At 71.2% G+C, this 12,200-nt stretch carries 12 protein-coding genes and 1 pseudogene; 3 read left to right on the top strand and 10 right to left on the bottom strand.

Going from position 1 to position 12,200, the window contains the following annotated elements; translation table 11 throughout:
- Nucleotides 1–22 precede the first annotated feature (22 nt).
- Nucleotides 23–1,435, top strand: coding sequence for an MFS transporter (locus GA0074704_RS25800; RefSeq protein ID WP_088972878.1), 1,413 nt, complete (start codon nt 23–25; stop codon nt 1,433–1,435).
- Nucleotides 1,436–1,483: 48 nt separating this feature from the next.
- Here the strand turns inward: GA0074704_RS25800 and GA0074704_RS25795 are convergent, their stop codons facing one another.
- From GA0074704_RS25795 to GA0074704_RS25775, 5 genes are all read right to left on the bottom strand, one after another.
- Nucleotides 1,484–3,154 carry a glycoside hydrolase family 13 protein gene (locus GA0074704_RS25795; RefSeq protein WP_088973983.1) on the bottom strand — a complete coding sequence of 557 codons (1,671 nt, stop codon included), beginning with the start codon at nt 3,152–3,154 and terminating at the stop codon, nt 1,484–1,486.
- Nucleotides 3,155–3,237: 83 nt separating this feature from the next.
- Complete coding sequence (locus tag GA0074704_RS25790; protein WP_088972877.1) at nt 3,238–4,314, bottom strand: LacI family DNA-binding transcriptional regulator; 1,077 nt, start codon at nt 4,312–4,314, stop codon at nt 3,238–3,240.
- A gap of 66 nt (nt 4,315–4,380) precedes the next feature.
- The gene (locus tag GA0074704_RS25785; protein WP_088972876.1) at nt 4,381–5,349 is read right to left on the bottom strand and encodes a carbohydrate ABC transporter permease; all 969 of its coding nucleotides are present in this window, start codon (nt 5,347–5,349) and stop codon (nt 4,381–4,383) included.
- Between the two features lies 1 nt (nt 5,350).
- Nucleotides 5,351–6,403 (bottom strand): carbohydrate ABC transporter permease, encoded by a 1,053-nt coding sequence (locus GA0074704_RS25780; RefSeq protein WP_088972875.1) that lies wholly within the window; start codon nt 6,401–6,403, stop codon nt 5,351–5,353.
- A gap of 70 nt (nt 6,404–6,473) precedes the next feature.
- Nucleotides 6,474–7,814, bottom strand: coding sequence for an ABC transporter substrate-binding protein (locus GA0074704_RS25775; RefSeq protein WP_088972874.1), 1,341 nt, complete (start codon nt 7,812–7,814; stop codon nt 6,474–6,476).
- A gap of 277 nt (nt 7,815–8,091) precedes the next feature.
- On the opposite strand from GA0074704_RS25775, the gene GA0074704_RS25770 reads away from it, so the two are divergent.
- Entirely contained in the window at nt 8,092–8,868 is a 777-nt protein-coding gene (locus GA0074704_RS25770; RefSeq protein ID WP_088972873.1) for a M23 family metallopeptidase, read from the top strand.
- Between the two features lie 45 nt (nt 8,869–8,913).
- On the opposite strand, the gene GA0074704_RS25765 is transcribed toward GA0074704_RS25770, so the two are convergent.
- From GA0074704_RS25765 to GA0074704_RS25750, 5 genes and pseudogenes are all read right to left on the bottom strand, one after another.
- Complete coding sequence (locus GA0074704_RS25765) at nt 8,914–9,411, bottom strand: TspO/MBR family protein (RefSeq protein WP_088972872.1); 498 nt, start codon at nt 9,409–9,411, stop codon at nt 8,914–8,916.
- 157 nt (nt 9,412–9,568) lie between these two features.
- Entirely contained in the window at nt 9,569–9,712 is a 144-nt protein-coding gene (locus tag GA0074704_RS29115; RefSeq protein ID WP_018786997.1) for a GPGG-motif small membrane protein, read from the bottom strand.
- Nucleotides 9,703–10,477, bottom strand: a pseudogene (locus GA0074704_RS25760) (metallophosphoesterase family protein). The gene GA0074704_RS29115 and the pseudogene GA0074704_RS25760 overlap by 10 nt, the downstream one beginning before the upstream one ends.
- Nucleotides 10,478–10,487: 10 nt before the next feature.
- Nucleotides 10,488–10,763 carry a hypothetical protein gene (locus GA0074704_RS25755; RefSeq protein ID WP_088972870.1) on the bottom strand — a complete coding sequence of 92 codons (276 nt, stop codon included), beginning with the start codon at nt 10,761–10,763 and terminating at the stop codon, nt 10,488–10,490.
- Entirely contained in the window at nt 10,760–11,377 is a 618-nt protein-coding gene (locus tag GA0074704_RS25750; protein ID WP_269458930.1) for a nucleotidyltransferase, read from the bottom strand. Before GA0074704_RS25750 ends, GA0074704_RS25755 begins: the two co-directional genes overlap by 4 nt.
- A 120-nt stretch (nt 11,378–11,497) precedes the next feature.
- Between GA0074704_RS25750 and GA0074704_RS25745 the strand changes: the two genes are divergently transcribed.
- Nucleotides 11,498–12,193, top strand: a complete 696-nt coding sequence (locus GA0074704_RS25745; RefSeq protein WP_088972869.1) for a dTMP kinase — start codon at nt 11,498–11,500, stop codon at nt 12,191–12,193.
- The last annotated feature ends 7 nt before the right edge of the window (nt 12,194–12,200 follow it).

Here is a 12,200-nt window from a genome sequence, read left to right as displayed (position 1 = left end):
TCGGGCTGGTTGGCTGCCGAGCATGAGCGGCACGCGGATCTCCCGGGGCGGGACGGTGTTCCACCGGACGTACAGCGTCCTGGTGTTCGTGGTGCTCGCCTCGCTGGACAACGTGGCGATCGGCCTGGTGCCGCCGCTCTACGAGCCGATCTCCGGGGCCCTCGGGGTGCCGCAGCGGATGCTCGGTCTGGTCACCGCGGTCAGTTTCCTGGCCAGCGCGGTCGCCGCGGTCGGCTGGGCGTACGTGGGGGACCGGACCAACCGCAAGCCGCTGCTGATGGTGGGCACGCTGATCTGGGCGGCCGGCACCGGCGGCAGCGCGCTGGCCCAGGACTATCCGAGCTTCCTGGCCGCCCAGCTGGTGGCGGCGGTCGGCCTGGGCGCGGTCGGCTCGGTGGGTTTCTCGGTGGTGACCGACCTGATCTCGCCGCGCCGGCGCGGGCTGGTGATGAGCTTCTGGGGGCTCTCCCAGGGCGTCGGCACCCTCGCCGGGACGCTGACCGGGGGCATCCTCGGGGCCACCGACTGGCGGCGACCGTTCCTGCTGCTCACCGTGGTGGGGCTGGCGGCCACGGTGGCGTACCTGTTCACCTACGACATCCGGCGCGGGCAGAGCGAGCCGGAGCTGGCCGCGGCGCTCGACGCGGGCGCCGAGTACGACTACCGGATCAGCCGCGCCGACCTGCCCCGGATCCTGGCCCGGCGGACCAACCGCTGGCTGATCCTCCAGGGGCTGACCGCGCAGGCGGCGTTCGGGTCGCTGGTCTGGCTGCCGGTGCTCTTCGCCGAGCGGGCCCGGGAGCAGGGCTACTCGGCGGCCACCGCGGTGGTGGTGGGCAGCGTCTTCGCCACCCTGTTCCAGTTGGGCGGGGTGCTGTCCATCGTCGGCGGGCTGGCCGGCGACGCGCTGCAACGGCGTACCCCCGGCGGACGGGCGCTGGTCGCGGCGGTGGGCGTCCTCGCGGCCGTGCCCTTCTACCTGGTGCTCTTCTTCGTGCCGATGCGGATCGACGTGCCCGACGGCGGTGGCTCCGGCGCGGTGATCCGGGCGGTGCTGGCCAGCGTGGTGACCGAGCCGACGGTCGGGCTGAGCCTGCTCACGGCCGTGGTCGCGCTCGCGCTGACCTCGGCGAACTCGCCGAACTGGTTCGCGCTGATCGCCGACGTGAACCCGCCGGAGCACCGGGGCACCGTCTACAGCCTGGGGAACCTGGTCAACGGGGTCGGCCGGGCGGCCGGCAACGGGCTGGTCGGGGTGGCCTTCCACGCGCTGCGGGCGGCCTTCCCGCCGCCGTTGAACTACGCGGTGGGGCTGGCCGCGTTCCAGCTCTTCTTCATCCCCACCGGGCTGATGTACTGGCGGGCCGCCCGCACCTCGCCGGGCGACATCGAGGCCGTCCACGAGCTGCTGCACGCCCGCGCCGACCGACTGTGAGAAAGGGCCCCCCGGCGAGCGCCGGGGGGCCCTTCTCGGTGGTTCGACTCAGCCGCGGACCCAGACCGTCACGTCGGTGGGGACCCGGCCGTCGGCGTCCAGCGGCGCGCTGGCGGCCAGCAGCTCGCCGGCCGGGGCGGGCACCGGCGCGGCGCCGAAGTTGGTCAGCACCGTGATGCCCGCGTTGGTGAGGCTGAGCACCTCGTCACCCGACTCCAGGAAACGCAGCGTCCCCCGGCCGAGCCCGTGCTCGCGGCGCAGCCGCAGCGCCGTGCGGTACAGCTCGTACGTCGAGCCGGGCACCCCGCGCTGCCGGTCCAGGGCGTACTCGGCCCAGCTCGACGGCTGGGGCAGCCAGCTGGCGTCGGTCGGCCCGAAGCCGTACGACGGGGCGTCGGCCTCCCACGGGATCGGCACCCGGCAGCCGTCCCGGCCACGTACCGTGTGCCCGCTGCGCTCCCAGGTCGGGTCCTGGCGGGCCTCGTCCGGCAGCGTGGTGTGCTCGGGCAGCCCCAGCTCCTCGCCCTGGTAGAGGTACGCGGAGCCGGGCAGGGCGAGCATCAGCAGGGTGGCCGCCCGGGCCCGGCGCAGGCCGAGCGCGGCGTCCGGCTGCGGGTCGCCGATGCCGATGCCGTTGGGCCGGCCACCGCCGACGGTCAGGCCGAGCCGGGAGGCGTGCCGCACCACGTCGTGGTTGGAGAGCACCCAGGTGGTGGGCGCACCGACCGCGTCGGTGGCCTCCAGCGAACGGGTGATCACCGCGTACTGGGCCGGGGCCGTCCAGGAGGCGAGCAGGTATTCGAAGTTGAACGCCTGGTGCATCTCGTCGGGGCGGACGTAGCGGGCCAGCCGCTCGGCCGGCTCCACCCACGCCTCGGCGACCAGGATGCGGTCCCCGCCGTAGGTGTCGAGCAGCCGCCGCCAGTCCCGGTAGATCTCGTGCACGCCGTCCTGGTCCCACATCGGTGGGCGGGGCTTCTCCACCTCGCTGCCGGAGAGGATCTCCTGCGGCTCCTCCCAGTTGGCCAGGTCGGCCTGCTTGATCAGGCCGTGCGCCACGTCCACCCGGAAGCCGTCGACGCCGCGGTCCAGCCAGAACCGCAGCACGTCGAGGAACTCCTCGCGGACCTCCGGGTTGTCCCAGTTCAGGTCGGGCTGGGCGGTGTCGAACAGGTGCAGGTACCACTGGCCGGGCCGGCCGTCCGGGTCGGTGACCCGGGTCCAGGCCGGCCCGCCGAAGACGCTCTGCCAGTCGTTCGGCGGCTGCGCGCCGTCCGCGCCGAGGCCGTCGCGGAAGACGTACCGGTTCCGCTCGGGGCTGCCCGGTCCGGCGGCCAGCGCGGCGGTGAACCAGCGGTGCGCCGACGAGGTGTGGTTGGGCACCAGGTCGACGAGGACCTTGAGGCCCTTGGCGCGGGCCTCGGCGATCAGCTTGTCGGCGTCCTCCAGCCGGCCGAAGAGCGGGTCGACGTCCCGGTAGTCGGCCACGTCGTACCCGGCGTCGGCCTGCGGCGAGGGATAGAACGGCGAGAGCCACACCGCGTCCACCCCGAGCTCGGCGAGGTGACCGAGGCGGGCGGTGATGCCGGGCAGGTCGCCGATGCCGTCGCCGTCGGAGTCGGCGAAGGAGCGCGGGTAGATCTGGTAGATGACGGCTTCGGTCCACCAGCCGGTGGCCGGGCCTCCGGTGGTCTCCTGGGTCGTCGAGTTCGTGTTCAGGGCGTTCTCCCGTGTGTCGAGCCGGGCGGGCGGTGCCGGATGGTTCCTTCTCCTCTGCCCGCCGCTGCGGCGGGTGAATCCGTTCAGTCTGCCCGGGGCGGGGCGGTCGACTCGCGCACGACCAGCCGAGTGGGCAGGATCACCGGGGCCAGCGGCGCCGGTCGGTCCGGCTCCGCGCCGCTGCGGGGCCGGGCGACCAGCCCGGTGTACGGCTCGACGGCCCGGACGACCAGTGGGTCGAGCAGCAGCCGGGCGGCGAGCAGCCCCTGCTCGGCGGCGGGCTGGGCGATGGTGCTCAGCCCGAGCACGCCGGCCAGGTCGTGGTCGTCGATGCCGATCACGCTGACGTCCTGGGGCACCCGCAGCCCGGCGTCGCGCAGCGCGGTCATCGCGCCCATCGCCATCTCGTCGCAGGCGGCGAAGATCGCGGTGGGCGGCTCGCCGCGGGCGAGCAGTTCGGCGGCGGCCCGGTTGCCGCCGTCGATGCTGAACTGCGACTCCACGTCCAGGCTCGGGTCCAGCGGGATGCCGGCAGCCCGCAGCGCCTCCCGGTAGCCCTGTCGCCGGTCCAGGTGGGTGGTGAAGGCCAGCTCGTCGTCGGGGTCGCCGGAGATGTGCGCGATCCGCCGGTGGCCGAGGTCGATCAGGTGGCGTACGGCGGTCCGGGCGGCGGCCACGTCGTCGATCCGTACGCACGGCCAGCCGGGCACGTCGGTGCCGGAGCTGACCGTGACGCCGGGCAGGTCCAGCGCGGCCAGCGCCGAGCGGTCGGCGGGGCGCAGCGGGGTGGCGACCAGCATGATGGCGTCCACCCGCTTGTGCAGGTTGGCGGTGCGCAGCACCCGCTGCCGGTTCTGTTCCCGGCCGCCGAGGTTGTGCAGCAGCAGGTCGTAGCCGGCGGTGTGCAGGAAGCCCTCGACCGCCTCCACCACGGTGCTGAAGAACCACCGGGTGATCCGGGGGACGATCACCGCGACGGTGCCGGTCCGCCCGCCGGCCAGCCGGGAGGCGCTGGGCGAGACCGAGTAGTGCAGCTGCTCGGCGGCGGCGAGCACCCGGCGGCGGGTCGCGGCGGAGACCGTCGGCAGCCCTCGTAGGGCCCGGGAGACCGTGGCGGTGGACACCCCGGCCAGCCGCGCCACGTCGTCGATCCTGGTCATCGCACCCCCGCTCCGCGTCCCGGTCCGCCGCCGCCGGCGAGGCCGGGCGGCGGCGGACGTGCCGGGTCAGCCCTTGACGCTGCCGGCGAGCAGGCCGCGGACGAAGTAGCGCTGCAGCGACAGGAACACGATCAGCGGTACGACGATCGAGACGAACGCGCCGGCCGTGAGTCGCTGCCACTCGTTGCCCCGGGTGCCGGCCAGCTCGGCGAGCCGGACGGTCAGCGGGGCGGTCTCGTCGCCACCCCCGGCGAAGATCAGCGCGACCAGCAGGTCGTTCCAGACCCAGAGGAACTGGAAGATGCCGAAGGCCGCCAGGGCCGGGGTGATCAGCGGCAGCACGATGGTGCGGAAGATCTTCGGGTGGGTGGCCCCGTCGACCCGGGCCGCCTCCATCAGGTCCTTGGGCAGCTGCGAGATGAAGTTGTGCAGCAGGAACACCGCCAACGGCAGGGCGAAACAGGTGTGTGCGAACCAGACCTGCACGAACCGCTGTTCGTCGACCAGGTCCCAGGCTGGCAGCACCTGGACGCCGGCGACGGTGACTCCGGTGGAGAAGAACTTCAGCAGCGGCACGAGGGCCATCTGCAGCGGCACGATCTGCAACGCGAAGATCGCGATGTAGACCCAGTCCCGTCCCTTGAAGTTGATCCACGCCAGCGCGTACGCGGCGAGCGCGGCGAAGGCCAACGGGAAGAGCACCGACGGGATGGTGATCGCCAGCGAGTTGATGAAGTAGCTGGCGAGCTGACCGGCCGAGGAGGAGCTGCCGAACAACACCTGTCGGTAGTTCTCGAGGGTGAACTGCGGATCGCTGAAGAAGGTCCACCAGCCGGTGGTCTTGATCTGGTTCTCCGGCCGGAACGACGAGACGAAGAGGCCGAAGGTCGGCACCGTCCAGACGATCGCGAGAATGATCGAGACCAGGGTCGCGGCCCGCGTGTTGAGGCGCTTTCGAACGCTTGCGGCTCGACTCCTACGAGGGCCGTCGACGCGCTGGGTGCCGGCGGGGACGGTGGGCGTGGCAGTGGTCATCTCAGCCCTCCCGCTGCTGCCGCAGGTTGCGGATCTGGTAGATCACGATCGGAATGACCAGGACGAAGAGCACGACGGCGAGTGCGGCGCCGTGCCCGCTCTGGCCGTACCGGAACGCCTGGTTGTACATCTCGTTGGCGATGACGCTCGTCTCGTAGTTGCCGTTGGTGGCGGTACGGACGATGTCGAAGACCTTCAGCGTGGCGATGGTGATGGTCACCACGACGACGATCATGGCCGGCCGGATGCTGGGCAGGGTCACCCGCCAGAACATCTGCCAGGCCGTCACGCCGTCGAGGCGGGCAGCCTCGACGATGTCTGCCGGAATCGCCTTGATTGCCGCGGACAGCACCACCATCGCGAAACCGGCCTGGATCCAGACCATGATGACGATCAGCAGCAGCGTGTTCAGCGGCGAGTCGAGCAGCCACTGCTTGGGCTCCCCGCCGAACCACACGACGATCTGGTTGAGCAGGCCGATCTGGTCCTGCTCGGCGCCCCGGAAGGCGTAGACGAACTTCCAGATGATGCTGGCGCCGACGAACGAGATGGCCATCGGCATGAAGATCAGCGACTTGGCCACGGCCTCGAACTTGGCCCGGTCCACCATGACCGCGTAGAGCAGGCCGATGGTGGTGGCGGCCAGCGGCACCAGGAGCACCCAGACCAGCGTGTTGATCAGCACCCGGACGATCGAGTCCTCGGAGAACATCCAGGAGTAGTTGTCGAGGCCGACGAAGTTCTCGCTGCGCCCGTCCATGAACGACAGCAGCGTGGTGCGGATCGCCGGTACGACGAGACCGATGAGCAGCAGCAGCACCGTGGGCAGCAGGAAGAAGAGGGCGAAGATCCCCTCTCCCGGCCTGCGCGAACGGGCGGGCAGCGTGACACCGTTCGCCGCCGCGGCGACCAGCCGTTCCTCGCGCCGACGGGCGAAGAAGGCCGGTACCACGTCGAGGAGCAGGAGCAGGCCACCCACCACCAGGACGAAGGCGATCAGCCCGTACATCAACATGAGGAACTTCGGCTGTTCCGCCGCGAAATCGAAGTCCATCAACCCTCCTTTCGGGGTCGGGTGGACCGGTGGCCCGGCCCGCGTGCGCGAACCGGGCCACCGGGCATGATCACTTCGGCCAGCTGCCCTCGATGTCGTTCAGCACGGTCTTGGTGTCCTTGCCGTTGATCCAGGACACCATGCCCTTCCAGAAGGTGCCCGCGCCGACCGCGGCCGGCATCAGGTCGGAACCGTCGAACCGGAACTGGGTCTTCGGGTCCTGGAGGATGCCCACGGAGAGCTTGTCCACCGGGTTCGGCACGTTGTTGATGTCGAGCTTCTTGTTCGCCGACACCCAGTCGCCGATCTTGGCGCGGCTGTTGGCGTACTCGCCGGAGGCCAGGTAGGTCTGCACCGCCTGGACCTCGGGGCGGTCGGCGAAGGCCGCGACGAACTCGCCGCCACCCAGCACCGGCTTGTTGGCCGTGTCGATGCCCGGGAAGTAGAACGCGAAGACGTCGCCGTCCTCGGCCACCTTGGTGCCCTCGGGCCACTGGTTGGCGTAGAAGGACGCCTGGCGGTGCAGGGCGCACTTGCCGGTGGTGATCGGCACGCCGGCCTCCTGGAAGGAGGTGGTGGCGATGCTCTTCACGCCGCCGAAGCCGCCGTTGACGTACTTCTCGTTCTTGAGGATCGTGCCGGCCTTGTCGACCGCCTCGGCGACCTTCGGGTCGTTGAACGGGATGCCGTGGGTGGTCCACTGGTCGTAGACCTCGGGACCGGCCGTGCGCAGCATCAGGTCCTCGATCCAGTCGGTGGCCGGCCAGCCGGTGGCGTCACCGGACTCGATGCCGGCGCACCACGGCTTGGTGCCGCTGGCCGCGATGGTGTCGCTGAGCTTGATCAGGTCGTCCCAGGTCTGCGGGACCTGCCAGCCCTTCTCCTTGAAGGTCTTCGGCGAGTACCAGACGAACGACTTGACGTTCGAGCCCAGCGGCGCGCCGTAGAACTTGCCGTCGACGGTGCTGTACTTCAGCCAGTCGGGGGAGTAGTTCTGCTCGGCCATCGCCTTGGTGTCGGCCCCGGCCGGCTTGAGGTTGCCGGCGTCGGCGAACCGCTTGAGCAGGCCCGGCTGCGGGATGAAGGCGAGGTCCGGGGCGTTGCCGCCCTGGACCCGGACGCCGAGCTGCGCCTCGAACTCGCCGGAGCCCTCGTGGTCGATCGTAATGCCGGTGCAGTCCTCGAACTCCTTCCAGGACTGGGCGAGGCGGTCGGCCTCGATGTCCCGGATCGAGGAGTAGATGCTGACCTTCTTGCCGTCGTTGCCCTGGTACTTCTCGTATGCGGCGCACTCGGCGGAGCCCGCCTTGTCGTTGCCTTTGTCGTCTCCGGTGCCGCAGGCGGTGGCGCCGAGCGTCAGGCCGAGGACGCCGGCGATCGCGAGAGCCTGGCGTGATCTGGCATACGCCATGCCGTTCTCCTTCCTTGCCGGCGCGGTCTCGGCTGGGGAGCCCGGACGCCGGTCCGATGGGTCGTCCTCACATGTAAGCGCTTGCACGGTTTCGGATCCACCCCCAGCCGGACACGGCCCGGTAACAATCGCGAAACCCGCTCACCGGCCGTGGGCGCGCTCCCACGCGCAGTGGTCCACGGCCGGTCGCGCCGGCGCGGGACGCCCTTCCCATTGATGGAAGTTTCTGCCAAGCTGGGCGCTACACATTGAAGGATCTCAACATCGGAGGTGCTGGATGCGTAGACGTTGGTCGAGCCTGCTGGCGGCCGCCCTGGTCGTCGCGGGGAGCCTGCTGGTGCCGGCGAGCCCGGCGCTGGCCGCGCCCACGTTCAAGGTGCCGTTCCCCTGCGGGCAGTCCTGGTCCGGGCAGACCCGCACCGACCACAGCCCGGCGTACGCGATCGACTTCAACCGCACCGACGACCTCGGCGACCCGGTGGTCGCCAGCGCGCCGGGCACCGTCGACCGGGTCACCGACCTCGGCGGCACCAGCTACGGCAAGTACGTCCGGATCGACCACGGCGGCGGCTACACCACCTACTACGCCCACCTCAACGGCTTCAACGTCTCGGTCGGGCAGAGCGTCGGCTACGGCAAGGTGATCGGCTGGGTGGGCAGCACCGGCGGCTCGACCGGTCCGCACCTGCACTACGAGCAGCGCCTTAACGGCAACGACATCCAGGCGCGGTTCAACGGCACGCTGGCGTACTACTGGGGCACCAAGACCTACACCAGCGACAACAACTGCTCGTCCGGCACCGCCACCGGCACGGTGAACACCGCGGGCGCGGACCTGACCGTCCGCTCCGGTCCCGGTACCGGCTACTCCGCGGTCGGCTCGGTCGCCGACGGCACCAAGGTCACGATCTACTGCCAGACCTCCGGCACCAGCGTCACCGGCACGTACGGCACCAGCAGCATCTGGGACCGGATCGGCTCGGGGCGCTACATCGCCGACGCCTACGTCTACACCGGCTACGACGGCTATATCCCCAACCTGCCACGCTGCTGAACCGGCCCGGTCGGCCGCCCCGTCCGCCGGGGCGACCGACCGGCGTCAGGCGTTGAGCCGCCAGATCGCCAGGTTGAGCGCGGCGGCGAAGGTCACCCAGGCCCAGTACGGCAGCATCAGCAGGGTGGCCGGCCGGGAGATCCGGCGGAACAGCGCCACCGTCACCCCGATGGCGAGCCACATCGCCACGATCTCGGCGAACGCCAGGCCGTACCGGCCGGCCCCGAAGAAGAGTGGGGTCCAGATCGCGTTGAGCACCAGCTGGACGACCCAGGCCCAGAGCGCGGGGCCGAAGCCCACCCGGCGCCAGACCAGCCAGCCGGCGATCGCGATCAGCGCGTAGAGCACCGTCCAGACCGGGCCGAAGAGCCACGACGGCGGCGCCCAGGTGGGCTGCTCCAGGCTCTGGTACTCCGCTGAGGTGCCCCGGACCCCCAGCCCGCCGATGGCGGCCGCGGCGAACGTGGCGGCGCCGAAGCCGGCCAGGGCCCACCACTTGCGCGCTCCAGAGGTGCGCCGGCCGGCGCTCTGCGTTATCTCCATGGTCGAGATGTTTCCGCTCGACGGGCGGAGCAAACGTCGGACGGTCCGGACAGCGAAGCGCCGGGGTCGTCCGTTCCGGTTTTCTCCTGTCTGGGAGGACGGAGAACCGGAACGGACGACCCCGGCGGGTCCGGTACGGCGGCATGTAGCCGCCTCGTCAGCTGAAGATGCTGACACCACCCGGGCCGACCAGCAGCCCCACCACGATGAGGACGATGCCCCACAGGATCTGCCGACGGAACAGCGCGAGGATGCCGGCGACCACCAGTACAACTGCGAGAATCCAGAGAATCAGCTCCATGGCTGCTGAATACCCCGGGGGGACAACCGCAAAACCTGGTCACCCGATCAGATGATCTCCCAGGTGGAAGATGCTGTACGCCTGCTTGATCACCGGGTGGGCGACGTTGCGGACCCGCACCCCGCCCGGGGTGGTGCCCCGCTCGGTGCCGGCGTGCGCGTGCCCGTGCAGGGCCAGCGCCGTCGGCGCCGAGTCGATCGCCTGACCCAGCTGGTACGACCCGAGGAACGGATAGATCTCCAGCGGCTCCCCGGCCAGGGTGTCCGGCACGGGGGAGTAGTGGGTGAGCGCGACCAGCAGGTCGCAGTCCAGCCCGCGCAGCGCGTCGCCCAGCGCGTCGGCGCTCTCGTTGGTGGTCCGGACGAATGCCTTCATCTCCGGCTCCCCGAAGTCGCTGGCGCACCGACCGGCGAACCCGCCACCGAAGCCCTTCACCCCGGCCACCCCGAGCCGCCCGGCCGGGAACTCCAGCACGACGCCGGTCCCCTCCAGCACGGTAATCCCCGCGTCCTCCAGCACCTTGACCACCTGCGGAACCTGGTCGCACTGGTGGTCGTGGTTGCCCAGCACGGTGACCACCGGCACCCCGAGGTCGCCGAACTCCTGCGCCACGCAGCGCGCCTCGGACTCGGTGCCGTGCCGGGTCAGGTCGCCGGCGAGCAGCAGCACGTCCGCGCAGTCCGGCAGCTCGTCCAGCGCGGGCCGGAACCGGCCGACCACGTCCTGGTCCAGGTGCACGTCGCCCACGGCGGCGATGCGGATCATCGGGTTCTCCTCACGGCAGTTCCTCCACCTGGGTGGGCGCCTGGGCGCGGATCACCCCGATGTCGCTGGTGATCGGCACGTCGGGGAAGCGTTCGGCCACCCGGCGCAGGATCTCCTCGCGTCGGTGCGGGCTCTCCACCTCGCCGTACAGCACCAGGCCGCGCTCGCGGCGGACCACCGTGATGCCCTGTTCGGCGACCGCCGGGTCCTCGGCGAGCAGCCGGTGGATCTCCGCCTCGACGTACTCGTCGGGTGGTCCGGCGCCGCCGCCGTGTCGCTCGGTCACGCTGTCTCCCTTCCCTCGGCCGTGCCGCCGCCCGGCACCACGTCCAGCCGGTCGAGCAGCACCAGGAACGCCTCCGCGTACGGCGAGTGCTGCGTCTCCTTGCGTACCCGTTCCCAGTCGATCTGTTCCCGCAGCGAGCGGGCCAGCGGCAGGGCCCGGGCGAAGTCGCAGTAGTGCTGGGAGAAGCTCAGCAGCTTGTGCACCATCAGCTGGCTGGCCGACAGCACCGGCATGTGGATCGCGTCGACCGGCCGGACGATGGTGTCGGCGAAGGTCTCCGCGGTGACCGGGGTCTCGATCGGCCGGTGGATCAGGTCCACCATCCGGCCCTCGTCGTAGACCTTCACCAGCCAGTCCTCCGGCGGCCGTTCGGCCCGGAAGCCCTCGGCGACCAGCGCCTCCAGCGCCCGGTCGACGTCCTCCTCACGGATCAGGAAGTCCACGTCGTGTTCGCTGGAGTGGCCGCCGTGCGCGTACACCGCGAAGCTGCCGCCCAGGGCGAACGGGATGTCCGACTGCTTGAGCACGGCGGCGACGCGTTTGAGCGTGTGCAGCAGGGTCTCGTCACCGCGCTCGGCCATCTGCGTCTCCCGTCGGTCGTGGTGGAGGGACAGGCGGTCGGATCCGCCGATGGCGTACCCGGCATTCGGGCCGTCCACACCTGGGCCGGTGGTGGACCTCGCGGAAGGGGACAAACCACGCCAGGGGTGCGTCGCTCGGATAATCTGTGGAGGGTGGCCACCACACCGCGTGCCCGGCGCCGCCGCTCCCGGTTGCGCCGCGTCGCCCTGATCGGCATCGACGGATCGGGCAAGACCACCCAGGCGCACCGGCTCGCCGAGGCGCTCACCGCGGCCGGGCGGCCGGCCACCTACCACCGCAACGCCGGCGGCCGGCGTTGGCTGGGCCGGCTCGCGCAGCGGCTGGGGCGGCCGGACGCCCAACGCCTGGTCGGCCGGGGCGGCCTGCTCGCCGTCGAGTCGGTGCTGCGCTGGCTGGCGATCGCCGCCGCGCTGCTGAGCTGCCTGGTGACCGGCCGGACGGCGGTGATGGACCGCTACGCGGCCTGCCAGTACGCCAGCATCCGGGCGCACGGGGGGCAACGCTGGGAGCGGCTGGCCCGGGCCGGCTACCGGGTCTTCCCGCCGCCGCAGGTCACCTTCCTGCTCGCCGTCGACCCGAGCGAGGCGTACCAGCGGATCGAGCGGCGGGGCACCGACCACGAGACGATGGGTTACCTGACCGCGGCGGCCACCGCCTACCGGACCCTGCCGGAGTACGCCTCCTTCGTGGTGGTCGACGCCGCCGGCCCGCCGGACGAGGTCACCCGGCGGATCCGCGAGCACCTGGCCGGATGGCTGCCCGAGGGTGGCCCGGACGGGGCCCACGAGGTGGGCGTACTTTTGTCGGAAACGCGCAGACGTGGTTGACGGTCGG

This window comes from Micromonospora siamensis, assembly GCF_900090305.1.
GTDB lineage: Bacteria > Actinomycetota > Actinomycetes > Mycobacteriales > Micromonosporaceae > Micromonospora > Micromonospora siamensis.
Note: the sequence above shows the minus strand (reverse complement) of the source record. Positions and strands in the feature narration are given on the sequence as shown.

Coding starts and splice junctions, on each gene's coding strand:
- GA0074704_RS29115 (WP_018786997.1), bottom strand. CDS start 9,712: ATGGAGCTGATTCTCTGGATTCTCGCAGTTGTACTGGTGGTCGCCGGC.
- GA0074704_RS25785 (WP_088972876.1), bottom strand. CDS start 5,349: ATGACCACTGCCACGCCCACCGTCCCCGCCGGCACCCAGCGCGTCGAC.
- GA0074704_RS25780 (WP_088972875.1), bottom strand. CDS start 6,403: ATGGACTTCGATTTCGCGGCGGAACAGCCGAAGTTCCTCATGTTGATG.
- GA0074704_RS25775 (WP_088972874.1), bottom strand. CDS start 7,814: ATGGCGTATGCCAGATCACGCCAGGCTCTCGCGATCGCCGGCGTCCTC.
- GA0074704_RS25790 (WP_088972877.1), bottom strand. CDS start 4,314: ATGACCAGGATCGACGACGTGGCGCGGCTGGCCGGGGTGTCCACCGCC.
- GA0074704_RS25765 (WP_088972872.1), bottom strand. CDS start 9,411: ATGGAGATAACGCAGAGCGCCGGCCGGCGCACCTCTGGAGCGCGCAAG.
- GA0074704_RS25770 (WP_088972873.1), top strand. CDS start 8,092: ATGCGTAGACGTTGGTCGAGCCTGCTGGCGGCCGCCCTGGTCGTCGCG.
- GA0074704_RS25800 (WP_088972878.1), top strand. CDS start 23: ATGAGCGGCACGCGGATCTCCCGGGGCGGGACGGTGTTCCACCGGACG.